Annotated in this window: 20 protein-coding genes, 1 tRNA gene and 1 pseudogene; 9 read left to right on the top strand and 13 right to left on the bottom strand. The window is 61.9% G+C overall.

What is annotated here, in order from left to right; all coding sequences use genetic code 11:
• Positions 1–55: 55 nt before the first annotated feature.
• Positions 56–817: an outer membrane beta-barrel protein gene (locus tag HV823_RS12380; protein WP_176950018.1), complete on the bottom strand. Its 762-nt coding sequence runs from the start codon at positions 815–817 to the stop codon at positions 56–58.
• Positions 818–1,298: 481 nt separating this feature from the next.
• On the opposite strand from HV823_RS12380, the gene HV823_RS12375 reads away from it, so the two are divergent.
• The gene (locus tag HV823_RS12375; protein ID WP_176950017.1) at positions 1,299–1,985 is read left to right on the top strand and encodes a fumarylacetoacetate hydrolase family protein; all 687 of its coding nucleotides are present in this window, start codon (positions 1,299–1,301) and stop codon (positions 1,983–1,985) included.
• A gap of 10 nt (positions 1,986–1,995) precedes the next feature.
• Positions 1,996–2,526: a gamma carbonic anhydrase family protein gene (locus tag HV823_RS12370; protein ID WP_176950016.1), complete on the top strand. Its 531-nt coding sequence runs from the start codon at positions 1,996–1,998 to the stop codon at positions 2,524–2,526.
• A 119-nt stretch (positions 2,527–2,645) separates the two neighbouring features.
• On the opposite strand, the gene HV823_RS12365 is transcribed toward HV823_RS12370, so the two are convergent.
• From HV823_RS12365 to HV823_RS12355, 3 genes are read right to left on the bottom strand one after another with little or no spacing between them, the layout of a single operon-like run.
• Positions 2,646–3,041: a Fur family transcriptional regulator gene (locus tag HV823_RS12365; RefSeq protein WP_176950015.1), complete on the bottom strand. Its 396-nt coding sequence runs from the start codon at positions 3,039–3,041 to the stop codon at positions 2,646–2,648.
• Positions 3,041–3,871 (bottom strand): iron chelate uptake ABC transporter family permease subunit, encoded by an 831-nt coding sequence (locus tag HV823_RS12360; protein ID WP_176950014.1) that lies wholly within the window; start codon positions 3,869–3,871, stop codon positions 3,041–3,043. The genes HV823_RS12365 and HV823_RS12360 overlap by 1 nt, the downstream gene beginning before the upstream one ends.
• Positions 3,864–4,811 carry an ATP-binding cassette domain-containing protein gene (locus HV823_RS12355; RefSeq protein WP_176950013.1) on the bottom strand — a complete coding sequence of 316 codons (948 nt, stop codon included), beginning with the start codon at positions 4,809–4,811 and terminating at the stop codon, positions 3,864–3,866. The genes HV823_RS12360 and HV823_RS12355 overlap by 8 nt, the downstream gene beginning before the upstream one ends.
• A 104-nt stretch (positions 4,812–4,915) precedes the next feature.
• On the opposite strand from HV823_RS12355, the gene znuA reads away from it, so the two are divergent.
• Positions 4,916–5,926 (top strand): zinc ABC transporter substrate-binding protein ZnuA, encoded by a 1,011-nt coding sequence (gene znuA / locus HV823_RS12350; RefSeq protein WP_176950012.1) that lies wholly within the window; start codon positions 4,916–4,918, stop codon positions 5,924–5,926.
• 51 nt (positions 5,927–5,977) lie between these two features.
• On the opposite strand, the gene HV823_RS12345 is transcribed toward znuA, so the two are convergent.
• Positions 5,978–6,244 carry a hypothetical protein gene (locus HV823_RS12345; protein ID WP_176949768.1) on the bottom strand — a complete coding sequence of 89 codons (267 nt, stop codon included), beginning with the start codon at positions 6,242–6,244 and terminating at the stop codon, positions 5,978–5,980.
• A gap of 448 nt (positions 6,245–6,692) precedes the next feature.
• Between HV823_RS12345 and HV823_RS12340 the strand changes: the two genes are divergently transcribed.
• Positions 6,693–9,410: a M10 family metallopeptidase gene (locus HV823_RS12340; RefSeq protein ID WP_210270767.1), complete on the top strand. Its 2,718-nt coding sequence runs from the start codon at positions 6,693–6,695 to the stop codon at positions 9,408–9,410.
• 116 nt (positions 9,411–9,526) lie between these two features.
• Here the strand turns inward: HV823_RS12340 and tig are convergent, their stop codons facing one another.
• The 5 genes from tig to HV823_RS12315 all read right to left on the bottom strand — a co-directional run bounded on the left by tig (position 9,527) and on the right by HV823_RS12315 (position 13,417).
• Entirely contained in the window at positions 9,527–10,987 is a 1,461-nt protein-coding gene (gene tig / locus HV823_RS12335) for a trigger factor (protein WP_176950011.1), read from the bottom strand.
• A 274-nt stretch (positions 10,988–11,261) separates the two neighbouring features.
• Positions 11,262–11,345 (bottom strand) — tRNA-Leu (locus tag HV823_RS12330).
• 78 nt (positions 11,346–11,423) lie between these two features.
• Positions 11,424–11,591, bottom strand: coding sequence for a hypothetical protein (locus HV823_RS12325; protein WP_176950010.1), 168 nt, complete (start codon positions 11,589–11,591; stop codon positions 11,424–11,426).
• 126 nt (positions 11,592–11,717) lie between these two features.
• Entirely contained in the window at positions 11,718–12,311 is a 594-nt protein-coding gene (locus HV823_RS12320; RefSeq protein ID WP_176950009.1) for a GDYXXLXY domain-containing protein, read from the bottom strand.
• Positions 12,308–13,417 carry a DUF2157 domain-containing protein gene (locus HV823_RS12315; RefSeq protein WP_176950090.1) on the bottom strand — a complete coding sequence of 370 codons (1,110 nt, stop codon included), beginning with the start codon at positions 13,415–13,417 and terminating at the stop codon, positions 12,308–12,310. Before HV823_RS12315 ends, HV823_RS12320 begins: the two co-directional genes overlap by 4 nt.
• Positions 13,418–14,817: 1,400 nt before the next feature.
• Between HV823_RS12315 and HV823_RS12310 the strand changes: the two genes are divergently transcribed.
• From HV823_RS12310 to HV823_RS12295, 4 genes are all read left to right on the top strand, one after another.
• Positions 14,818–14,961: a DUF1127 domain-containing protein gene (locus HV823_RS12310; RefSeq protein ID WP_097138190.1), complete on the top strand. Its 144-nt coding sequence runs from the start codon at positions 14,818–14,820 to the stop codon at positions 14,959–14,961.
• A 342-nt stretch (positions 14,962–15,303) separates the two neighbouring features.
• Positions 15,304–15,447, top strand: coding sequence for a DUF1127 domain-containing protein (locus tag HV823_RS27210; RefSeq protein ID WP_097138188.1), 144 nt, complete (start codon positions 15,304–15,306; stop codon positions 15,445–15,447).
• 128 nt (positions 15,448–15,575) lie between these two features.
• Positions 15,576–16,991: a methylenetetrahydrofolate--tRNA-(uracil(54)-C(5))-methyltransferase (FADH(2)-oxidizing) TrmFO gene (trmFO, locus tag HV823_RS12300; protein ID WP_176950008.1), complete on the top strand. Its 1,416-nt coding sequence runs from the start codon at positions 15,576–15,578 to the stop codon at positions 16,989–16,991.
• A gap of 333 nt (positions 16,992–17,324) precedes the next feature.
• Entirely contained in the window at positions 17,325–18,095 is a 771-nt protein-coding gene (locus HV823_RS12295; protein ID WP_176950007.1) for an NYN domain-containing protein, read from the top strand.
• Positions 18,096–18,111: 16 nt separating this feature from the next.
• Here HV823_RS12295 and HV823_RS26660 read toward each other — a convergent pair.
• From HV823_RS26660 to HV823_RS12285, 3 genes and pseudogenes are all read right to left on the bottom strand, one after another.
• A pseudogene (locus tag HV823_RS26660) lies at positions 18,112–18,300 on the bottom strand (IS630 family transposase); the annotation flags it as partial.
• Positions 18,301–18,485: 185 nt separating this feature from the next.
• Entirely contained in the window at positions 18,486–19,379 is an 894-nt protein-coding gene (locus HV823_RS12290) for an EamA family transporter (protein WP_176950006.1), read from the bottom strand.
• A gap of 315 nt (positions 19,380–19,694) precedes the next feature.
• On the bottom strand, positions 19,695–21,176 hold the full coding sequence (locus HV823_RS12285) for an NAD(P)H-hydrate dehydratase (protein WP_176950005.1): 1,482 nt from the start codon (positions 21,174–21,176) through the stop codon (positions 19,695–19,697).
• Positions 21,177–21,541: 365 nt separating this feature from the next.
• Here HV823_RS12285 and HV823_RS12280 point away from each other — a divergent pair, with 365 nt between their 5' ends.
• Entirely contained in the window at positions 21,542–21,880 is a 339-nt protein-coding gene (locus tag HV823_RS12280; protein ID WP_007753933.1) for a P-II family nitrogen regulator, read from the top strand.
• The last annotated feature ends 32 nt before the right edge of the window (positions 21,881–21,912 follow it).

The raw sequence follows: 21,912 nt of genomic DNA, 5'->3' as shown, positions 1-21,912 counted from the left end.
TGACTTTGCTCCAGCGGGGCTGTCCGGGACGTTGGTATAAAACGGATGTCGGCGGCTACATCCGCCACTTCAGTCCGATGCGGATCGTGTCGAAGGTCACGTCGTTTTCGAAGCGCGGATAGGCCTCCGAGGGGAAGGTCGCAGCCCCTGTGGCCGTCACCTTGCCGAAATCGTAGTGCAGGTATTCAAGCCCGACCGACCAGTCCGGCTTGAACCGCCACTCGACGCCGCCGCCCGCCACCCAGCCGTTCTCCGTCCCGCCACCGGAAACATCCATCACCGTCGGCAAGGTCCGGTCGTAGGCACGCACGTCGATGTTGGCGAGCGCATAGCCGCCGGTCACATAGAGCAGCACGTCGGAGGCAGCGATGCCGGCCCGCAGTCGCGCGCTCGCCGTCCAGTCGACGTCGAAGCCGGCATGGGTGTCGCTGCTGATCGCAGAGGTTCGGGTTCCGCCAAGATTGGTGAGCGAGAAATCAATTACTCCGCCCAGGACGAAGGCGTTGCCGCCGAGATCGAACTGGCGGTCGCATCCGGCTTCGACGCCGCCTGCGATACCGGCGTCGTCCGTCCCGAAGGTGTCGTAGGGGGCACCGGCGGCATTCCAGGAAAAGCCGCTGCCGGCATAGGCACCGTCACGGAAAGGCGCGTCCGTCACGTCGGAATCCGCGCGAGCGTAACCGACATTGGCGCCGACATAGCAACCGGACCAGGACGCCGCAGGTGCCGAAAGCGTCTGATCCGCAGCACGGGCACCCGACGACAGTACAACAACGCAGACGGCCGAAACCGTCAGAAGAACTCCCTTTGCGAACACGTGTCCCCCCCAAATCCGCTCAAGCCGTCGACAACGAATGCTGATTTTTGGACGCATGTCGTGACACAAGAGGTTTATTGGCGCTCTCCCACCGGGCCAAGCGGAATGCACGTGTGGCGATGCATCAACAAATGCTTCTCGTGGCAATGCGGCAAAAATGACACTCTTATAGGATGAAACTGACCAATCCAGGCGTGAAAATCCGATACCAGGACGTGCATTTTTCCGCTGCGCCGGGAATCAGATGATTCTCGTCCGGCCGTAACGCTATCGATCCTTATCGAGGGCGCGCTGCTGCGGACCACCGCAGGCAAGGATGTCTTTTTCCAGCGGCTGCAATGGCGAAGTCCTATCCGCCGTCGCGGTTTAGATCCCAAACGCGATCGCCCCTCGCGGACCCAATTTACGATCAATTCCTGTCCGCATCGCCGCGCGCGGTGGTAATGTGGCGCGAGAATCGACAGCAAGGGGAGAACACGTCATGCCGCTGGCTTTTCCCGCCACCCCGCCCACGGTGCTGCCCATCGAAGGCACGGACCAGAGCTTTCCGGTCCGCCGCGTCTATTGTGTCGGTCGCAACTATGCCCACCACGTGGTGGAAATGGGAGGCGACCCGACGCGCGAGGCACCGTTCTTCTTCCAGAAGAACCCGGACAACCTGCTGCCGGCCGGCCAGGGCTTTCCCTATCCGCCGCGCTCGGAGGACGTCCATCACGAGGTGGAACTGGTGGTATTCCTGAAGTCCGGCGGCAACGACGTCGATGCGGCCGATGCGCTTTCGCTGGTCTACGGCTATGGCGTCGGCATCGACTTCACCCGCCGCGACCTGCAGGCGGCAGCCAAGACGGCGGGCAAGCCGTGGACGGCTGCGAAGGCTTTCGAGCATTCCGCGCCCGTCTCCCCGGTAGTGCCGGCTTCGCGCAGCGGCCATCCCGCGACGGGACGGATCTGGCTGGAGGTCAACGACGTGGTCAGGCAGGACGGCGATCTCGGCCAGATGAGCTGGAAGGTGCCCGAGATCATCGCCGAACTCTCCAAGCTTTTCGCGCTCGCGCCGGGTGACGTCATCTTCACCGGGACGCCGGCTGGCGTCGGCCCCGTCCGGCGCGGCGACCGCATCGCCTGCGGCGTCGATGGCATTGCCACCCTTTCGCTTACCGTCATCTGAGGATCTGTCCATGCCGCTTTATGCCCTCGGCGAACACGCCCCCACCCTGCCCGACGACGACCGCTACTGGGTGGCGCCGGATGCGCATGTGATGGGCAAGGTCGAAATCGGGCCAGACGTCGGAATCTGGTTCGGCGCCACCCTTCGCGGCGACAACGAACCGATCGTGCTTGGCGCCCGGACGAACATCCAGGAAGGCACCATCGTCCATACCGATCCCGGCAAGCCGGTCCAGATCGGCGAAGGCTGCACCATCGGCCACGGCGCGATCATCCATGGCTGCACGATCGGGAACAATTCCCTGGTCGGCATGGGCGCCACGGTTCTGAACGGGGCTGTGATCGGCAACAACTGCCTCGTCGGCGCCAACGCGCTTGTGACGGAGGGAAAGGTGTTTCCGGACAATTCCCTGATCGTCGGTTCACCCGCCCGCGTCGTTCGCACGCTGGACGAAGAACAGATCGCCGGATTGCGGAAATCCGCCGAGGGCTATGTGCGAAACTGGAAGCGCTTCAAGGCGGAACTGCGACGGATTGATTGACGCTGCCGTACAGCCGCCGCCCGCATGTTTGTCATGGCACGCAGCGTTTTTCGACTACGACATACGCAAAAACAAAGACTTAAAGCCGTCGCCTAAACCGTTTTCCGCGCGACGCATCGTCAGGCGCAACCGTCGCAGTGGCCGCGGATTTCGATCGTCGTCTTGCCGGGCTTGAAGTTCCTGTCGCGGGCGAAGCCGGCAAGTCGTTCCTCGATCACGTGGTCGTGGAATTCGGTGACCTTGCCGCAACTCTCGCAGATGGTGAAAGCGGTCAGGCCGTGCGAGCAGCAATCCTGATGCGGATGGGCGCAGGCGACGAAGGCGTTGATGCTTTCCAGGCGGTGGACGAGGCCGAATTCCAGCAGCTTTTCGAGCGCCCGATAGACCTGCAGCGGGGCCCGAAACCCCTCGCCGCGGAGCTTGTCGAGGATCGTATAGGCGCTCAGCGGCGCCTCGGATTGCGACAGCGCGCCCAGCACGAGTGTCTGGTTGCGGGTCAGTTGCGTGGACGTCATCAGTGGTGTCCTCCGGTATCTGGCTGTATGGCGCCTTCCTCTGCGCGGCGGCGCCACGGCAAGAGGCTGAAAAGGAAGATTGCCAGCGCCGCGACGACGATCGACGGCCCGGACGGGGTATCGAATTTCAGCGATCCGAAAAGACCGCCGGCAACGGCTATGGCGCCGAGAAGAGACGCAACCACCGCCATGACTTCCGGGCTTGCCGAGAAGCGGCGCGCGGTCGCCGCCGGGATGATGAGCAGTGAGGTGATCAGCAGAATCCCCACGATCTTCATCGCGATCGCGATCACCAGCGCCATCAGCAGCATGAAGGCAAGGCGCGCACGCTCCGGCTCAAGCCCCTCGGCGGCGGCAAGCTCGGGATTGACGGTCGAGGCAATCAGCGGTCGCCACAGATAGACGATGGCAAAGAGCACGAGAATCCCCCCGCCCCACACGAGGCTGACATCCTGCGGCGTGACGGCGAGGATGTCGCCGAAGAGGAAGCCGACGAGGTCGATCCGGACCCAGGTCATGAAGGAGACGATCACGAGGCCCGTTGCGAGCGTGGCATGGGAAAGGATGCCGAGCAGCGCATCGGTGGACAGCGAACCGCGCTTCTGAAGCAGCAGCAGCGCCAGCGAGACGATCGCGGCAACGGCAAAGACGCTGATCGTGAGGTTCATCTGGAACAACAGCGACAGCGCGACACCGAGCAGCGCGGAATGGGCCATCGTATCACCGAAATAGGCCATGCGCCGCCAGATGACGAAGCATCCGAGAGGCCCCGTGGTCAGCGCCAGACCGGTTCCAGCGAGAAGTGCGCGGATGAAGAAATCGTCAAGCATCGCCGCGCTCCTGAAGCGTGCCCGGATTCCCCTCCGGTTTCTCGTCTCCATGATCGCCACAGCCGCAGTTCGGCCCGTGGGCGTGGACGATCCGCATCGGACCAGCCCGGCCGACCGGCAGGCTGTCCTCATGATGGTGACCGTCGTCGGGGTGGCAGTGATCGGTGACCGTGCCGTCGGAATGCAGCACGCGGCCATCGGGAAGATGGGTGTGATCGTGGTGATGGCTGTAGAACGCCAGCGTCTGGCCCGCACGCGCGCCGAACAGGCGCAGATATTCCGGGCTACGGCTCACCGCCTCCGGCGTGCCGCGGCAACAGACATGGCCGTTGAGGCAGATTACGGTATCAGTTTCCGCCATGACCACATGAAGATCGTGGGAAATCAGCAGGATGCCGCAACCCGTCGTATTCCTGATGGTCTTGATCAGGTCATACAGGGCGATCTCGCCGGCAAAATCGACGCCCTGCACCGGTTCGTCCAGGACGAGCAGGTCGGGCTTGCGGGCGATGGCGCGCGCCAGCAGCGCACGCTGGAACTCACCACCGGAAAGGTGCTGGACCTCGGCGCGGGCCAGATGGCGGATACCGGTCGCCTCCAGAGCCGCATCGATATCGCGGCCGCGCAAGGGCTGCGTCAGCGTCATAAGACGGTCCACGGTGAGCGGCATCGTCCAGTCGATCGCAAGCTTCTGCGGCACGTAGCCGACGCGCAGACTGGGAATGCGGGTCACGTGCCCCTCATCCGGCCGCGTAACGCCGATCGCCATCTTGGCGGTTGTCGATTTTCCCGAGCCGTTCGGCCCGATGAGCGTGACAATCTCGCCCCGCGCGATGGAAAAATCGACGCCGCGCACCAGCCAGCGGCCCTTGCGGCGGACACCGGCGGCCGACAACGAAACCAGCGGCGGCGGCGATGTGGATGGATTGGTCTGCAGCATTTGTATCGTCCGGATGCTCGATTGCCTCTTGCTATGGCACACGTTATAGCATAACGCAACTTATGTAATAACATTACACGCCCTGCGATACGGAGTTTCCCATAATGAAGATGTCTCATCTCCTGCTTTCCACCGCCCTGCTCTTCGCCGCAGCCGGTAACGCCCGGGCAGAAGCGCCCAACGTCGTCGTTTCGATCAAGCCGATCCACTCGCTTGTCGCCTCGATCATGCAGGGCGTCGGCGAGCCGAAGCTGATCGTCGAGGGCGCGGCATCGCCGCACACCTATTCGCTCAAGCCGTCCAATGCCGCAGCCCTTCAGGACGCCGACGTGGTGTTCTGGGTCGGGCACGGGTTGGAAGCGTTCCTGGAGAAGCCTCTCGAGGCGCTTGGCAGCAATGCGACGGTCGTCGAACTCGAGGATGCACCCGGACTGGAGAAGCTGAAATTCCGCGAAGGCGGCGCTTTCGAGACGCATGATCACGGCCACGAAGGCGAAGGCGGGGGGCATGAGCATGGCGAGGCCGACCATGACCATGGCAGAGAGCACGCAGCCGAAAAGGGCCATGACCACGATGAGCATTCGCATGAAGGCGCCTTCGACACGCATCTGTGGCTCGATCCGATGAATGCAAAGGCGATTGCGACGGAAGTCGAGAAAGCCCTGTCGGCAAAGGACCCAGCGAACGCGACAACGTACAAGGCGAACCTCGCAGCCCTCGACGCGAACATCGACGCCCTGGATGCGGAAATCGCCGACACGATCGCCCTTGTGAAGGACAAGCCCTTTATCGTCTTTCACGACGCCTACCAGTATTTCGAGCACCGTTATGGCGTGAAAGTGGTCGGATCGATCACGGTCAGCCCGGAAACCATACCCGGTGCCGAACGCGTCTCACAGATTCGCCAGAAGGTCGTCGATCTCGGCGCGACCTGCGTCTTCGCAGAGCCGCAGTTCGAACCGAAGCTCGTCAATGTCGTGCTTGAGGGAACGCCGGCAAAGGCCGGCACGCTCGATCCGGAAGCGGGAACGCTGACGGAAGGCCCGTCACTCTATTTCGACCTGATGCGTGGCCTCGCGAACTCGTTGAAGCAGTGCCTGTCCTCGGCAAGCTGATCCGACAGAAAATCTTCGCGGCGCGCCAGATCCCGGGCGCGCCGGTGCCGGCTATTTGGCCGAAAGGCGCTCCAACATCTTGCGCGCTTCGGCGGCAAGCGGATGATCGGGGTGACGCTCGATGAACAGCGCATATGCCTCCGCCGTCCCCGAATCCTGCACACGCTGGTATTCGGCGGCGACGGCTTTGTCGGGATCCGGAGGTGTGTCCATCGCGATGACCGTTCCCGCCTTGCCTAAACCGGAGCCGACAAGGGCGAAGATACATATCGCTGCATAAAATCCCGCAGTAGGACTTGAACGCATTCCGCCGATCATGACGTTACTCCGATACTAAATTTTCACTTTAATACGTGAGTTTAGGCCACTATTTTTGCGCAAATTTTAAAAATCGTACGCCTGAGTTTCCGCTCTTGGATCGAGAGGTATTCACGCAAATTTGTTGTCTGCCTAGGTGATTTAGCTTAGGCTAATTTATTGATTTCATCCGGCGCAATTGAGGCCGAACAAACCTGTTTCAGGCATTCCGAGCGACGCGCCCGCCACGCGGCGAGCGACTGTATCGCTTGTCTCGATCCATAGGAGGGAAAAGAAGCATCTGCCTGGGAACTCCGACCGTGCTTACCGGCCGCTCCTCTGACAGTCAGGCGACCTGAGCCAAGGGCGACCTTCATCGCGGCCAGGATTCTTCGACCAAAGCTACATGGACATTCGTGGAACCGAGTTGCGTTGCCGGGCTACCGCGCGGCGCGACAAAGGAGGAGTTATGACCATAATAGCGCGCATGAATTCGATCCTGTTCGACGATGCATCTTCCGATGACATATTGTCCGCATCGCATCAGGAAGCCGCCAAGGCGGCCCGGGCCGGGCTGACCTTCCACATCGACGCGTCGGTTGCTCCGTTCAGCGACGGCATCGGCAACTCCGGTCTGCCGGATCTGAGGCTCATGCCTGTGGCGGAGCGGGCAACCGTCGCCAGCGCGAGCCAGTTTCCGGTAGGTCCCGACCAGGCCGACGACGCCATTTCGACCCAGCGGTTCGGAGTCGACGCGACGCAACTGCCGAACGAGAACGGCAGCCTCTCGACGGCGGTCGCCGTTGCCGCGACCGGCAATGCCATCATCGACGGCGTCCTGATTGGCACGCGCTGGAGTCAGTCGCTGATCACCTACAGCGACACGGATTCGTCTGCCGACTATCAGACCGGATACAATTCCGACCAGAACGGCAACGGCATCAGCGCCCAGTTGGAGGGCTTCTCCCAATTCACGGCCGCACAACGGCTCGCCCTTCACGCCGCCCTGAACCAGGCCGTCTACACGCAGCTTTCCGCCGCGACAGCCTTTTCCGTGGAGGCATTCACCAACCTGGCTATCGACTATCAGGGTTCCGGAACGGGAAACTCGACGATCCGCGCGGCCAATTCGGGCGACGCTGGCACTGCCTATGCCTTCTATCCCGCAAGCAACGTCTACGGCGGCGATACGTTTTTCGGCAACGCCTATGACGGGACGTCCAACAGTCTCAAGAACCCGATCGCCGGAAACTATGCCTGGCACACCATGTTTCATGAACTCGGACATTCGCTCGGCCTGAAACATGGCCATCAGGCGGGCGGCCCCGGAAACACGGCGGTGCCGGCGTCATACAACTCCATCGAATTCACCGTGATGACCTACTCCAGCTACATCGGCGATACGACGGGCGGCTACGACTACGAGGCGTTCGGCGCCCCGCAGACCTACATGATGATCGACATCCTCGCCCTGCAGACGATGTATGGCGCCGATTTCAACGTCAACAGCGGCAACACCGTCTACACCTGGAACCCGTCCACAGGGCAGGCCTATATCAACGGTGGCCTTGCCATTTCGCCCGGCGCCAACCGCATCTTTTCCACCATCTGGGACGGTAACGGCATCGATACCTACAATCTCTCCAACTACACCACAGCGATGCGGATCGACCTCAGGCCCGGCGAAAGCTCCACTTTCTCCGCGGCCCAGCTCGCCTTCCTCGGCGGCGGTCCCAACAATGGATTTGCGCGCGGCAACGTCTTCAACGCCTTCCAGTTCAATGGGGATTCACGGTCCCTGATCGAAAACGCCAATGGTGGCTCGAACAACGACACGATGACGGGCAACGCCGCAGAGAACGTGCTGCGCGGGAATGCCGGCAATGACAGTATCGACGGCGGGACCGGCGCCGACACCCTTTATGGTGACGACGGAAACGACACGCTGAAGGGCGGCGCCGGCAACGATACGCTGCACGGCGGTGCGGGCAACGATACGCTGGAAGGAGGTTCCGGCGTCGATGTCGTCTACGGCAATGACGGCAACGATCGCTTCTCCATCCTCGTCGGCTGGACGGGCGGGACAGGCGAAGCGTTCTTCGGCGGCGCCGGCTCGGATACGTTCGACACCTCGACCGTTGTGTTCGCCGGCTTCAACGCCTTCATCAACCTCACGTCCGGCGAATTCACCTATACGCCCGGCAACACCGGCACCATCGACCTCTCCAGCGTCGAGAACGCGGTCTCAGGCGACGGCGACGACATCCTGACAGGGTCCGGCGTCGGCAACCGTCTCAGCGCCGGTGCAGGCGACGACGAACTGTTCGGGCGCGCAGCTGACGACCTGCTGATCGGCGGCCTCGGCGCCGACAAGCTTGACGGTGGAACGGGCAGCGACACCGCATCCTATCTCTACGCCGCCGCCGGCGTCAGGGCCAACCTGACCAATCCGGGCGGCAATACCGGCGAAGCGGCAGGCGACACCTATACGGCGATCGAGAATCTGACCGGCTCGGCGTTTGGAGACGTCCTCTACGGCAACAGCGGCAAGAACCGGCTCAGCGGCTCTTCCGGCAACGACGTTCTTGTTGGCCGGGCGGGTGCGGATGCGCTCGTGGGCGGTGCCGGGCTCGACACCGCTTCCTATGCCGGAGCGACCGCTGGCGTGATCGCGCGCCTTGCCTCGCCCTGGACCAATACGGGCGACGCAAAGGGCGACACTTACTCCTCGATCGAGAACCTCGCCGGATCCTCGCACGCCGACCGGCTGATCGGCAATTCGGGCAACAACGTCATAAACGGCGCCGCGGGAAACGACCTACTGGCCGGCAACGCCGGATTCGACACGCTCACGGGCAATACAGGCAGGGATTCCTTCCTGTTCAACACCGCCCCGAGTGCCGCCAGCAATATCGACCATATCACCGACTTCTATGTGCCGAGTGACACGATCCTGCTGGAGAATGCCATCTTCGCTGCGCTCGGCGGAGCCGGGACGCTTGCCGCATCCGCATTCCGCTCCAATTCGAGCGGCCAGGCCGCCGACGCTTCCGACCGGATCATCTACGAAAAGGATGCGGGACGCCTGTTCTACGATTCCAACGGAAATGCCGGCGGCGGCCGCGTCCAGTTCGCCTCCCTCGCATCGGACCTGGCGCTGACGCATCTCGATTTCGTCATCGTCTGAGACGGCCGGAGCGCCGAAACGGCCGGCGCTTCAGGACACCCGCAACGCAAAAGGGCCGCCCATCGGGCGGCCCTTTCAGCAATTCTCGATGCACAAACGCCGATTGCTCGGGCCGATTACTCGGCGCTCTCGTCAGCGGCCTTCTTCTTGGCCGGTGCCTTCTTCTTCGGAGCGGCGGCTTCATCGCCTTCAGCCTTCGCAGCAGCCTTCTTCTTGGAAGCCGGCTTGGCTTCGTCCGAAGCTTCGTCGTCAGCCAGCAGCTCTTCCTTGGAAACGGTCTTGTCGGTGACTGCGACTTCCGTCAGCAGATGGTCGATGACCTTTTCTTCGAAGAGCGGAGCGCGCAGCGAGGCGGAAGCACCCGGGGTCTTGCGGAAATAATCGAGGATTTCCTTCTCCTGGCCGGGGAACTGGCGCAGCTGCTCGAACAGCGAACGCTGCATTTCCTCTTCGCTCACCTGGACAGCGGCCTTTTCGCCGATTTCCGAGAGCACCAGGCCGAGACGGACGCGGCGCTCAGCGAGCTTGCGGTACTCCTCGCGGGCTTCTTCCTCGGTGGTTTCCTCGTCTGCAAAGGTCTTGCCGGCCTGCTGCAGATCGGTGTTGACCTGGCGCCAGATGTTTTCGAACTCGGCCTCTACGAGACGCTCCGGCGTGTCGAACTTGTACAGTTCGTCCAGCTGGTCGAGAATCTGACGCTTGATCTTCTGGCGGGTAAGCGAGCCGTACTGGCTTTCGATCTGGCCGCGCACGACTTCGCGCAGGCGCTCGGCCGATTCCAGGCCAAGCTTCTTGGCCAGCTCGTCGTCGATGGTGACCTCACCGGGAGCTGCGACATCCTTGACCTTGATGTCGAAGGTCGCTTCCTTGCCGGCCAGATGTGCTGCCGGGTAGTCGGCCGGGAACGTTACGGTGACAACCTTTTCGTCGCCGGCCTTGACGCCGACCAGCTGATCCTCGAAGCCCGGGATGAAGCGGTTGGAACCGATGACGAGTTCGGCGTCTTCGTCCTTGCCGCCGTCGAAGGCTTCACCGTCGACCTTGCCGAGATAGTCCATGGTGACGCGGTCGCCTTCGGCGGCCTTGCCCTTCTTGGTCTCGTAGGAACGGGCGCTTTCGGCGATCTTCAGGATCTGATCGTCGACTTCCTTGTCGTCGATGGCGACGACTTCGCGGGTGACCTTGATGCCGGAGGCGTCCTTCAGCTCGATCGCCGGGATGATCTCGTAGGACAGGGTGAACTCGAGGTCGGCTTCGGCCGCGAGAATCTTTTCCGCCTCGTCCTGGTCCTCGGTCATGGCGATCTCGGGCTGGGTCGCCGACTTTTCGCCGCGCTCGGACAGGATCGCCGTCGGACGGTCGCGGATGATCTCGTTGACGAGATCGGCCATGATCGACTTGCCGTAGACCTTCTTCAGGTGAGCGACCGGAACCTTGCCCGGACGGAAACCGTTGATGCGAACGCGATCCTTGGCATCGGCCAGGCGTTCGTTCATCTGGGCTTCCATGTCCTTGGCCGGAATGACGACCTTGAGTTCGCGCTTCAGCCCTTCAGCGAGCGTTTCGATTACCTGCATGTTCAAACCTTCATTTCGATTTGGCGGTGCCCCGGCCGGAGACCGGCTCTATCGGCGAGCACCCCTCCGGGTCCATTTGCCGGGAGTGGCTTTACTGTCATCAATGGCCTTTTGGCAAGCAAAATGGCGCTAAAGCGCACGCATCCTTCGCTCAAACCGCTCCGAAGGAACATCATGCGCCAAATTCTTCGTCCGCGCCACGCATCTCTCGTTGGAGATGCGCTTGGCAAGACGGCATTCCGTCGGCCCGGCCGATCCGCCATGCCTCGGTTTGTGGTGCGGGTAGAGAGACTCGAACTCCCACGCTTTTGGCGCTTGGACCTAAACCAAGTGCGTCTACCAATTCCGCCATACCCGCGTTGGTGGGCGATATGTCACGACGCTCGATGAAGGTCAAGCGCGCCTGTGTCATGCAGGCCGTCATGCATAGGGGCTGTCATAGATAGGGAATGTCCACCCATTTCTCATCATACATCCGCACCACGTCGAGCAGCAGTTCCTTCGTCAGTCGGTCGTCGTCGGGCAAACCAAAGGCCGCAACACAAAGAGGACGGCAGTTGAGGGCAACAAGGCTGCAGATTGCGGGGGCGAGTTCGCTGAGCATGGAGGCTCCCCACATCCCCATGCGGTGCTCCCAGTAAAAGAGGTCCAGCAGCCGAACTTCTCGGTGCCCGCGAAATTGGCCTTCGGGGCTGTCATCGTTCGCGTATGCCTAACGGTGGCAGGTCCCTCAATAAAGCGGCTCGTCGTAGGCGGGGGCGCCGTTCAAGAGGATCTGGCGGATCTGCATCTGGCCCTGCGGAGAAACGCGGGCGACGACCTCCAGCGCCTGCGCGTTCCGGGCCGTCTCCAGCACCCTGCCCTCGCCTTCCGGGACATAGTAGCGTTCGATGCCGTAGGTCACCGAAATGAAATCGCCGACGGCGCCGTCGCTGTCGGGATAGAATTCAAAAGGCAGGGATCGCACCACGACCGTTCCGGACATCGCCGGCAGCGCCTCGAAGGAGGCCTCGGTGGCGTTCCACAGCCCATCGGGGCCTGGCGCAAGACGGACGAGCAACGATTGCCGGCCAGACACCTTCGGCACTTCACCTTCCACGATCGCGCCATCGATGCGTGAAATCGGATAGCTCAATGTCACATAGTCGCCGCGCATCAGATCACGCGGATCAACCGGGACGGTCTGCAGGCGCACCTCGGCACCATTTCTCAGGATTGTCGCACGGCTTTCGACCATGTAGCCGAGGACCGCTGTCTGGATCAGCGCCGCCAGTACGGCAGCCACGAACGGCGGAACACGCCATGCCTTCGCAGTGTCCGTCATCGTCCCGCCTCCGTCACGCCGTTGCGGGCCGAAAAGCTTCGTTCCAAACGGACGACGAGCCAGGCCACCATGGCGACCACGAGGCCGGAGATCAGGAAGAAGCCAGAGGTGCCAAGGATGGTCCCGAGCGTCGCGGACGAAAGATACAGCGTTTCGGCGGCAAAGGCCGCGTAAGCCAGATAACGGACCGCACCGTTGTCGCGCCCGGACAGGAAAAGCCCGGCGATCGCCGCAACCAGCGTGGCAATGCCGAGAACGACCTGCTCAACGAGGCCTTCCGCCTCGAAATGCAGCAGAAGGAGACCCATCATCAGAAGCAGGAAGGAATAGAAGGACGGTGCTGCGCCGGCATTGCGGGCCAGCCCGTTCAGCGGCGACGCCGGCAGTGCTGCAAGCAGGTAGCAGACCGCGCCCGCCGCCGCGATCGCAAGGGCGGTCACCGGCGCCTCGTGCTGCCCATATAGAATGAGGACCCAGCATACTATCAAGAGGTAAGCCAGATGCCGCGTCCGCCCCGCACCCGTGAAGCGGGCAAGACCGATGACGACGACGGCCATGGCCGGCATCAGCCAGAGCAGAAGGTTGTCGCGCAGGACGAAACTGTCGGACCACTCCGTGCCTGCGACGACGAACGCCAGAAAGCCGCACACGGCGGCTGCAGCGGGGGACCGGAAAAGAACGGCGGTGAGAGCCGCGCCGGCAAACCAGATGATGGCGGCTTGCGTCGAATCGCCCGACAGATGGTACATCTGCCCCACCAGCGCAATCCCGCCACCGAAAAACAACAGCCCCGCTACCAGCGATGCCTCCGAAAGGCGGGGTGAATTGTGCGACTTCCAATATGCTGCCTTGAGGTAGGTAGACCAGATGAACGCCACGATGCCGACAAGCCGCGCAATGCGTGGAATCACCTCCCAGTTGGCCGCGATCAGCAGGACGACTGCGCCGCCGATCAGCAAGGCGGCCATCGCCATCAATACCCGGCCGAGACTGAAAGCGCTCTCGCGCTGGTCGTAGTCGGCAAGCAATGCGGGAACGAGGGCCGGATCGAGAAGCCCTTTCGCAGCCCAGCCGTTCAGATCCCGTTCCAGCCGCCCCCGATACATCGCCACTTCACCTCACCTTGTTCCCCGAAGCAGTCGTGCAAGCAGTTTTTCCGAAGTCAAGCGAAAGCGAACGGGAAACGGAAACGGCATGACAAAACGCAAAATCGGCGGGACTTTCCATTTGTCAGACAAAATCTCGCCGTTCCCGACGCCGAATGCCTTGAAAGTGGCGCGAAGCATCATCAAATGAGCGTCTAGCAGTGTAATCGATGCATAAATTGACGAACACGAAGGGCATGCATACGACGCATATCATCCATGCTTATATTGCACTGCACAAAACCGATTTGTCGGACTATATTGAATTCATCGGATCGGAGATGATCCGAAGCGACGAGATCCAGAGGCGCCAACATCGGCGACGGGACATTGTCAAAGCGGCGACGGTCAGCCGCCCGGATGCAAATCCGGAAAGACCCGGCGGCCGAAAGGTGGCTGACAGAATTCGAAGCGGCGCACTCCTCCTCCCAGCGCCTCTTCGATACGATTGGCAACACTCCTCCTCCCAGTTGCCAATCATCCCAAATGACGCCCGCCGGATCTCCTCCCCCGGCGGGCGTTATTGTTTCCTCCCTCCTCGATGCGATTTTGCGATAGCGCCCCCTGGCGCATAGGGCCTGGATCGCCCTATTTGCGCACTTTTTATGCATCTGCATGGCGAATCAGGCGAAAATTTCGTCTAGCCATGATGTTTTTGCATTGGTGCTATTCTGTTCGACACCTACCCCGCACGAATGGGAACGGCTATAAACACATCATCAATCGGGCGCGGCACTCCTCCTCCCAGCCAGACCCGATGCGATTGGCAACCCTCCTCCTCCCAAGTTGTCAATCAGGATCAACGCCCGCCGGACCTCCTCCCCCGGCGGGCGTATCGATTCCAGCGCCATGCGCTACGAGGATATCACTTCTTCTTCATGCTTGGCTGCGCCGTCGGATCTGCACAATCAATGTGCATTTAGATCCAGAATCGCGCCTCACGCTACGCAAGGCATGCATTATATGCATTGGTGGTATTCAAACTACGAACTTCCGAGTCAGAGGTAGGCCGGGTACAACACCATCAGTCGGGCACGGCACTCCTCCTCCCAGCCAAGCCCGATGCGATTGGTGACAACTCCTCCTCCCAAAGTCGCCAATCAGGATATGCGCCCGCCGGACCTCCTCCCCCGGCGGGCGTTTTCTTTTTCTGCGCAGCCTCAATTCGCCGCCCCATCCAGAAATGGAGCGGACATGATCAGAATTTCAGCGCACTTTTCCCTTGACATGCACAAACGACATAGCTGCCATTCTGCAATATCGCTGTAATTCAGGGCGTTCCGGACGTATATTCCAGCCATCAGATCAGGGCCGGCGCCGATAGGGGCCGCCGGCATCGAAGCCCAGGAAGGGATACGACCATGAACTTCGCACACTCGTTCAACAATTGGCGCAAGTACCGTCAGACCGTCACCGAACTCGGCCGCATGAGCGACCGTGAACTGAACGACCTCGGCATCGGCCGCTCGGACATCCGCCGCGTCGCACGCGAAGCCGTCCGCTAAGCCTTCGCCGGCGACCCAACGGTCCGGCTCAAACGCCTTCCGGAGCACTCCGGGAGGCGTTTCTTTTTGTGCGCAAGGCGCGCTCCGCATCAGCATTGACAGCGAAGGCTCGCGGCCGGTTCATTCAGTCGCGCACTCCCTGAAAATCAAGGGATACAGCCAATTCAGCATCTGCTCATTTTTCGATCCTCGCCAACATGTGCATATTTTCTATCCATCTAGTTGCACAATTGCATAGCAGCTGCATTTTCTTTGCACTGCACCATTGACAGGGAAAGGAGTAGATAAAGGGCAACAGACGAGGACGCAGTCGTCCCGCCCAAACCTTTCAGGAGACCTGTCATGAACCCGATCCGCCTTGCAAAGAACTGGCTCAGCTACCGCCGCACCCTCAGCGAACTCGGCAACCTTTCCTCCCATACGCTTTCGGACATCGGCCTTACCCGCTACGACATCCGCGGCATCGCGGCACGTTCCTTCCGCTAATCGTCGGGCTGGCGGCGCCGGAAGGCTTGCCGCCCCGTCTGCTGCGGGACGCATCGAACGGCACCAAACGGTGCCGTTTTTGATTCCGGCGATTGGAAGCGCAGCACGCGCGTGATATGCAGCCGCCCATGACGAAAACGACCTCCCATTCCCCCATCCACATCATCGGCGGCGGCCTTGCCGGCAGCGAAGCCGCCTGGCAGATCGCCGAGCGCGGCATTCCCGTCATCCTGCACGAAATGCGCGGCGTGCGCGGCACGGATGCCCACAAGACGGACGGGCTGGCCGAGCTCGTATGTTCGAACTCCTTCCGCTCCGACGACGCCACCAGCAATGCGGTCGGCGTGATCCATGCCGAGATGCGGCTTGCCGGCTCGCTGATCATGCGTTCGGCCGACGCCAACCAGGTGCCGGCGGGCGGCGCGCTCGCCGTCGACCGCGAGGGTTTCTCCGCCGCCGTAACCGCTGCGATCGAGGGGCACCCGCTGATCACGGTGGTTCGCGAGGAGATCAAGGGCCTGCCGCCACAGGAATGGGACCAGGCGATCATCGCCACCGGGCCGCTGACCGCACCCGACCTCGCAGCCGCGATCCAGGAACGGACGGGCGCGGATGCGCTTGCCTTTTTCGATGCGATCGCGCCGATCGTGCACACGCACTCTATCGACATGGACATCTGCTGGTACCAGTCGCGCTACGACAAGGTCGGCCCCGGCGGCACGGGCAAGGACTACATCAACTGCCCGATGGACGAGGCGCAGTACAACGCCTTCGTCGATGCGCTGATCGCCGCCGACACGACCGGCTTCAAGGAATGGGAAGGCACGCCCTATTTCGACGGCTGCCTGCCGATCGAGGTAATGGCCGAGCGTGGCCGCGAGACGCTGCGCCACGGTCCGATGAAACCGATGGGCCTGACCAATGCGCACAACCCCTCCGTCAAGGCCTATGCGGTCGTCCAGCTTCGCCAGGACAATGCGCTGGGCACGCTCTACAATATGGTCGGCTTCCAGACGAAGCTGAAATACGGCGCGCAGGGCGAGATCTTCCGGATGATACCGGGACTGGAGAACGCGGAATTCGCGCGGCTCGGCGGCCTGCACCGCAACACCTATCTGCAATCGCCTGTCCTGCTCGATTCTTCGCTGACGCTGAAGGGCCGTCCGGGGCTACGCTTTGCCGGCCAGATCACCGGCTGCGAGGGCTATGTCGAAAGCGCCAGCATCGGACTTCTGGCCGGACGGTTCGCCGCCGCCGAACGCCTTGGCCAACACGTGTCGCTGCCTCCTGTGACATCAGCCTTCGGCGCGTTGCTCAACCACATCACCGGCGGCCACATCATGTCCAACGACGAACCGGGCAAGCGCTCGTTCCAGCCGATGAACATCAATTTCGGCCTGTTTCCCGAGCTTGAGGCGGGATCGATCGTCAAGCCGGAGGGCGTCAAGCGCTTCCGTGGCAAGGAAAAGGCGGCGGCAAAGAAGCAGGCGCTGGCCGCGCGCGCTCTGGAAGACTGCCGCCGCTGGCTGGCGTCCGCGGGCTAAGGCGGGTCGGACCTTTCAGAGCCGCTTCCGGCGCCTCCGGCGCTTGCTCTGACGCATGTCGTGATCGTAAAACCGCTTTGCACTTTTGCGGCATGATGGAGCAATTGCCACAAGAGCCAGACGAGCATTAAAGTCACCGAAGCTAAGTTCAGGCGGGCAACGAGGCCGTTGGTCATCGTAAGCCTAAAGCGATCCTGAACGGCATCAGGTCGACATGCTTCGCGGCGGGCCAGGTATCCTTTCCGTTCTCGACATCCTTATCAACGTCCTGTGCGCACGCAGTTGCAATAGGCTATACAATGTATATTTTTGCGAGCAACATGGGAGAGATAAATGGCAACAGGAAGTTCCGGAACCTTAGCGCTGCTGATCGATGGCGACAACGCTTCGCCAAAGATCGTCGTCGGTCTCATGGCTGAGATCGCCAACTACGGAACCGCTAGCGTCAAACGCATCTACGGTGACTGGACCGCTCCCAGCCTAAAGGGTTGGAAAGAATGCCTGCTCGAACATTCCATCCAGCCAATTCAACAGTTCGCCTACACGACCGGAAAGAACGCGACAGATGGCGCAATGATCATCGACGCCATGGACTTGTTGTATACGGGTCGTTTCTCGGGATTCTGCATTGTCTCAAGTGACAGCGATTTTGCGCGGCTGGCGGCCAGAATCCGGGAACAAGGTGTAACCGTCTATGGGTTCGGTGAGCGGAAGACTCCTCGCCCGTTCATCACCGCCTGCGACAAGTTCGTCTATTTCGACGTGCTCAGTGCTCAGGCTGCGGAGGTCGAAGAAGCAGCGCCCCCCGCCCAAAACCCAGTCCAGGCCAAGCCTGCCGCCGCAAAGGCAACGCCCAAAAAGGCGACCTTGGATAGAGTGGCACGAGACATGTTGACCAAAGCGATTATCGCAACTGCTGATGAAGACGGTCGAGCCAATCTGGCCCAAGTGGGAGGGCATCTGGCGAAGCAAGCGCCCGACTTTGATGCACGCAACTACGGCTTCCCCAGGCTAAGCGATCTCGTGAGGTCATCCGGTATCGTCGATGTTGAGCGAGCACCCGATAACCCGAAAACAATACTGGTTCGCCTCAAGAAGGCTTAATACCAAGTCTCGATGATCAAAACTCACTGGCCCATTTTCTTCGGCCGATAGACATGATGCACCACGGCTGGCGTTGCAGCTTTCACCAGGCATCGCAGCAGTGGTCCACGATGTGGTCGTAGGATTTAAAGACTCAGTTTGAAAGCCAGTTATCGCGCATGAATTGCCAGAGGTTTTCGACCGGGTTGAGTTCGGGCGACTTCGGCATGCGCGTCCTCTGCGAGCCCCCGCCTCATAAATGACCGAAAGAGCCAATAGTCGACGTGACAAATCGGCATCTTGGCTTTGCCTCGCCAGCCGACGTCAAACTCATCAAGCACCGACTACCACTTCTGCTAGACCTCACCGCACATGAAGGCTCCGCGGTGGCGCGGCCGTGACGGCCGCGCGCTACGTCTCCGCCGTCACGGGAGGACGCATGCGATCGACGATCCGGGGGCCGAGCGCAGTCAGCACCAGCCCGCAGACGACGAGGGCGGCGCCGGCAAGACGCGAATTGCCGAAACTCTCGCCGAGAACGAGAGCGGAGGAACTCATGCCGAACACGGGAACCAGCAGAGAAAACGGCGCCACGGTGGAGACACCGTGCTTGCGGATCATGTAGCCCCAGACGCCGAAGCCGAAGACTGTGGTGGCGTAGGCGATGTAGGCGACGGCGCCGATTCCTTCCCAGGACAGGGTGGCGAGAGCCATCAGGTCGCGGTCCCATCCCTCCGTCAGAAGCGAAATGATGGCCAGGGGGATCGGGGGAACGAGGCTGACCCATACCATCAGCGCCAGCATGTCTACCTTGCCGACCTTCTTCATCAGAATGTTCGAAACGGCCCAGGACAGGCCGGCCGCCAGCACCAGTGCCAATCCCGTATAGGTGAAGCCGGCATCGACGGTCGTGGCGATCGCGGCCATTCCGCCGAGGGCGACAAGAATGCCGGCAATCTGCACCGGCCTCGGCCGCTCGCCATAGATCGACGCCGCCAGAATGACGGTGAAGAAGGCCTGTGACTGCAGCAGCAGCGAAGCGAGCCCGGCGGAAATGCCGATATCCATGCCGATGAAGAGCAGGCTGAACTTCACGACGCCCAGAATAAGCCCGATGCCGAGAATGAGGCGCAGCGGCACGGCGGGACGCGGCAGGAAAAAGACCAGCGGCAGGGCTGCGAAGAGGAAGCGGAGCGCTGAAAACAGGATAGGCGGGAAGTTCGCGATCCCGATCTTGATGACGACGAAATTGAAACCCCAGACGGCTGCGACCAGCACCAGGAGAGCGATGTCGATCAGGCCCATGCGTCGGCGTCCACCATCTTCGCTGCGATTGGCAATGCTTTAGAGCCGTTCATCGCCAAAGGGAAGCGTTCCGGGCTCATGGGTGCAGAGCACGATGGGAAAGTTCTGACTTTGACGTACACCGGCGGCGATCGCCCACGACGCATGACGAGGAGGCGTGATCCTTGCGATGCCAGACACGGCGGGGCGCGCAGCTGGCCACGTGAGAGCGTAGGTGTTGGCAATGCCTGCTGCCCCGCCAATTGCGTTACCGGAACTGACAGGGCAGGCTGCGATCGGAGCGCCGCACCGGGGAGCACGTGACCCTGTCCCGTGTCACTCGAACTCGGCGATCCCCTTCAGGAAATCGACGAGGTCTTCGGCGGTCAGGCCGGGGCCGGCGCGGTGCGCGGCTTCTCCGTGTCGCCACACACCGGCGGCGGCGGCCTCGAAGGCCGGCATACCCTGCGCCAGATGCGCGCCGATGATGCCGGAAAGCACGTCCCCGGAGCCGGCGGTTGCAAGCCACGGCGGGGCGTTGTCGTTGATCAGCGCCCGTCCGTCCGGCGCTGCGATCACCGTGTCCGCCCCCTTCAGAACGATGACCGCATGGCTGCGTGCCGCAGCCGCTCTGGCTCTGTCGACCTTCGAAAGGGCGGCGTCCGCGGCGATATCGGGAAACAGCCGGGAGAATTCGCCGTCATGCGGTGTCAGCACGAGCCGCGTCTGCCCGCCGTCGAAGGCTTCGAACAGCGCTTCCGGCCGCTCGCGAAACGCCGTGATGCCGTCGGCGTCGAGAACCAGCGGTCGTTCCGAGAGCCTCCCAACGTAGGCTCTGGCCCGGTCCAGATCACCGAAGCCGGGGCCAAGCACGAAGGCGGAATAGCGGGGATCGGCGAGAAGTGCGTCTAGAGCCGCCACACCGTCTATCTCACGCAGCATCACCGCCGTCAGCTGGGCTGCATTGGCTGCGCCTGCCCCGGCCGGCGAGAGGACGGTGACGAGCCCCGCCCCGGCATGCAATCCGGCCGTCGCCGAGAGGCGCGCGGCGCCGGTGGCAAGCGCCCCGCCGGAAAAGACGGCCAGATGCCCGTGCCCGTATTTGTGCGCACTCGCTGCTGCTTTCGGCAGGCTCATCGCCCACACGTCGGGCACATTGACGCGCAGATGATGGGACGCGGCAAGAACAATCCGGGGAGGAACGCCGATATCGAACACCTCGAGCTCACCGCATAGCGACCGGCCAGGCATCAGCAGATGGCCGGGCTTCCGGCACATGAAGGTCACCGTGTGGACGGCCTCGAAGGCGCCCCCCCGAACCAGGCCGGTACGTCCGTCTACACCGCTCGGCAGGTCGACAGCCAGGACCGGCAGCGCCAGCCCGTTGACGCGGTCAATGAGTTTGCAAACCACAGGATCGAGATCGCGCGACAATCCCGCGCCGAAGAGTGCGTCGATCACCACGTCGCCGATCGCCGGCACATACTGGTCGAGCGGGTTGATGGAGCCGCCGAAGCGCTCGCTCGCCCTGCCGGCGTCGGATCGGGCGCGGGGCGTGGCCAGCCGATAGAGGAAAACGGCGGCCCCGGCCTCAGCAAGGGCCCTGGCGGCCACATAGCCGTCGCCGCCATTGTTGCCCGGCCCGGCGAGGACGACAAATCGCAGGGCGCCCGGAAAGCGGCGAAGCGCTGCGGCCGCCACCGCCTGCCCTGCCCGCTCCATCAGCGCAAGGCTGTCGATGCCGCTGTCGGCGGCCGCCTTGTCGATGCCGGCCATTTCCTCCGGCGTGACGACGATCGTATCGAGCTCCTTGTGCATCGCTCGACAATGCACTCAAAGGATCACCGTCGCCAAGGCTTAAAATTTCAACCACTCCTGGGTATTATTTGTGCATCTGCATCCATTTGGTGCTTAAAATACGTGCGAAAAGCCGAATAGCAGCTCTCGTTGGCGCTGCCCCAAGAAAAAACGTCCGTTTGCAGTCCGAATTTTAGGCAGAAACCGCCGTTGCGGCGGCTGGAGAAGTCGGCGCTTGCGGAGGGTGCGACAACTCGTCCAGGGTAAGCAGCATGCGCGCCACGAAACTGGCACGCATTATGCAAAGATTGGCACGTAAAATGCATCAACATAAGCGGCAGGCACCAAATCCTGCGCAAACGGGAGAAGCGGAGAGACATTTTCTCATGAAAAAGATCGAAGCGATCATAAAGCCGTTCAAGCTCGACGAAGTGAAGGAAGCGCTTCAAGAAGTCGGCCTGCAGGGCATCACGGTCACGGAAGCGAAGGGCTTCGGCCGCCAGAAGGGCCACACCGAGCTCTATCGCGGCGCCGAATACGTGGTCGATTTCCTGCCGAAGGTAAAGGTTGAAGTCGTCCTGGCCGACGAGAATGCGGATGCGGTGATCGAAGCGATCCGGAATGCAGCGCAGACCGGCCGCATCGGCGATGGCAAGATCTTCGTTTCCAACGTCGAAGAAGTCATCCGCATCCGTACCGGCGAAACCGGCGTTGATGCCATCTAATCCCCGCCTGGCCGTCCGGCCAAGGTTTTCTA

The sequence above is a fragment of the Mycoplana rhizolycopersici genome, assembly GCF_013378445.1.
GTDB lineage: Bacteria > Pseudomonadota > Alphaproteobacteria > Rhizobiales > Rhizobiaceae > Mycoplana > Mycoplana rhizolycopersici.
Note: the sequence above shows the minus strand (reverse complement) of the source record. Positions and strands in the feature narration are given on the sequence as shown.

What these genes read in the sequence shown, in the direction of transcription:
- HV823_RS12285 (WP_176950005.1), bottom strand. Translation starts at nt 21,176, where the DNA reads ATGCACAAGGAGCTCGATACGATCGTCGTCACGCCGGAGGAAATGGCC.
- HV823_RS12365 (WP_176950015.1), bottom strand. Translation starts at nt 3,041, where the DNA reads ATGACGTCCACGCAACTGACCCGCAACCAGACACTCGTGCTGGGCGCG.
- HV823_RS12370 (WP_176950016.1), top strand. Translation starts at nt 1,996, where the DNA reads ATGCCGCTTTATGCCCTCGGCGAACACGCCCCCACCCTGCCCGACGAC.
- HV823_RS12360 (WP_176950014.1), bottom strand. Translation starts at nt 3,871, where the DNA reads ATGCTTGACGATTTCTTCATCCGCGCACTTCTCGCTGGAACCGGTCTG.
- tig (WP_176950011.1), bottom strand. Translation starts at nt 10,987, where the DNA reads ATGCAGGTAATCGAAACGCTCGCTGAAGGGCTGAAGCGCGAACTCAAG.
- HV823_RS12320 (WP_176950009.1), bottom strand. Translation starts at nt 12,311, where the DNA reads ATGACGGACACTGCGAAGGCATGGCGTGTTCCGCCGTTCGTGGCTGCC.
- znuA (WP_176950012.1), top strand. Translation starts at nt 4,916, where the DNA reads ATGAAGATGTCTCATCTCCTGCTTTCCACCGCCCTGCTCTTCGCCGCA.
- HV823_RS12295 (WP_176950007.1), top strand. Translation starts at nt 17,325, where the DNA reads ATGGCAACAGGAAGTTCCGGAACCTTAGCGCTGCTGATCGATGGCGAC.
- HV823_RS12325 (WP_176950010.1), bottom strand. Translation starts at nt 11,591, where the DNA reads ATGCTCAGCGAACTCGCCCCCGCAATCTGCAGCCTTGTTGCCCTCAAC.
- HV823_RS12315 (WP_176950090.1), bottom strand. Translation starts at nt 13,417, where the DNA reads ATGTATCGGGGGCGGCTGGAACGGGATCTGAACGGCTGGGCTGCGAAA.
- HV823_RS12355 (WP_176950013.1), bottom strand. Translation starts at nt 4,811, where the DNA reads ATGCTGCAGACCAATCCATCCACATCGCCGCCGCCGCTGGTTTCGTTG.
- trmFO (WP_176950008.1), top strand. Translation starts at nt 15,576, where the DNA reads ATGACGAAAACGACCTCCCATTCCCCCATCCACATCATCGGCGGCGGC.
- HV823_RS12280 (WP_007753933.1), top strand. Translation starts at nt 21,542, where the DNA reads ATGAAAAAGATCGAAGCGATCATAAAGCCGTTCAAGCTCGACGAAGTG.
- HV823_RS27210 (WP_097138188.1), top strand. Translation starts at nt 15,304, where the DNA reads ATGAACCCGATCCGCCTTGCAAAGAACTGGCTCAGCTACCGCCGCACC.
- HV823_RS12310 (WP_097138190.1), top strand. Translation starts at nt 14,818, where the DNA reads ATGAACTTCGCACACTCGTTCAACAATTGGCGCAAGTACCGTCAGACC.
- HV823_RS12290 (WP_176950006.1), bottom strand. Translation starts at nt 19,379, where the DNA reads ATGGGCCTGATCGACATCGCTCTCCTGGTGCTGGTCGCAGCCGTCTGG.
- HV823_RS12345 (WP_176949768.1), bottom strand. Translation starts at nt 6,244, where the DNA reads ATGATCGGCGGAATGCGTTCAAGTCCTACTGCGGGATTTTATGCAGCG.
- HV823_RS12375 (WP_176950017.1), top strand. Translation starts at nt 1,299, where the DNA reads ATGCCGCTGGCTTTTCCCGCCACCCCGCCCACGGTGCTGCCCATCGAA.
- HV823_RS12340 (WP_210270767.1), top strand. Translation starts at nt 6,693, where the DNA reads ATGACCATAATAGCGCGCATGAATTCGATCCTGTTCGACGATGCATCT.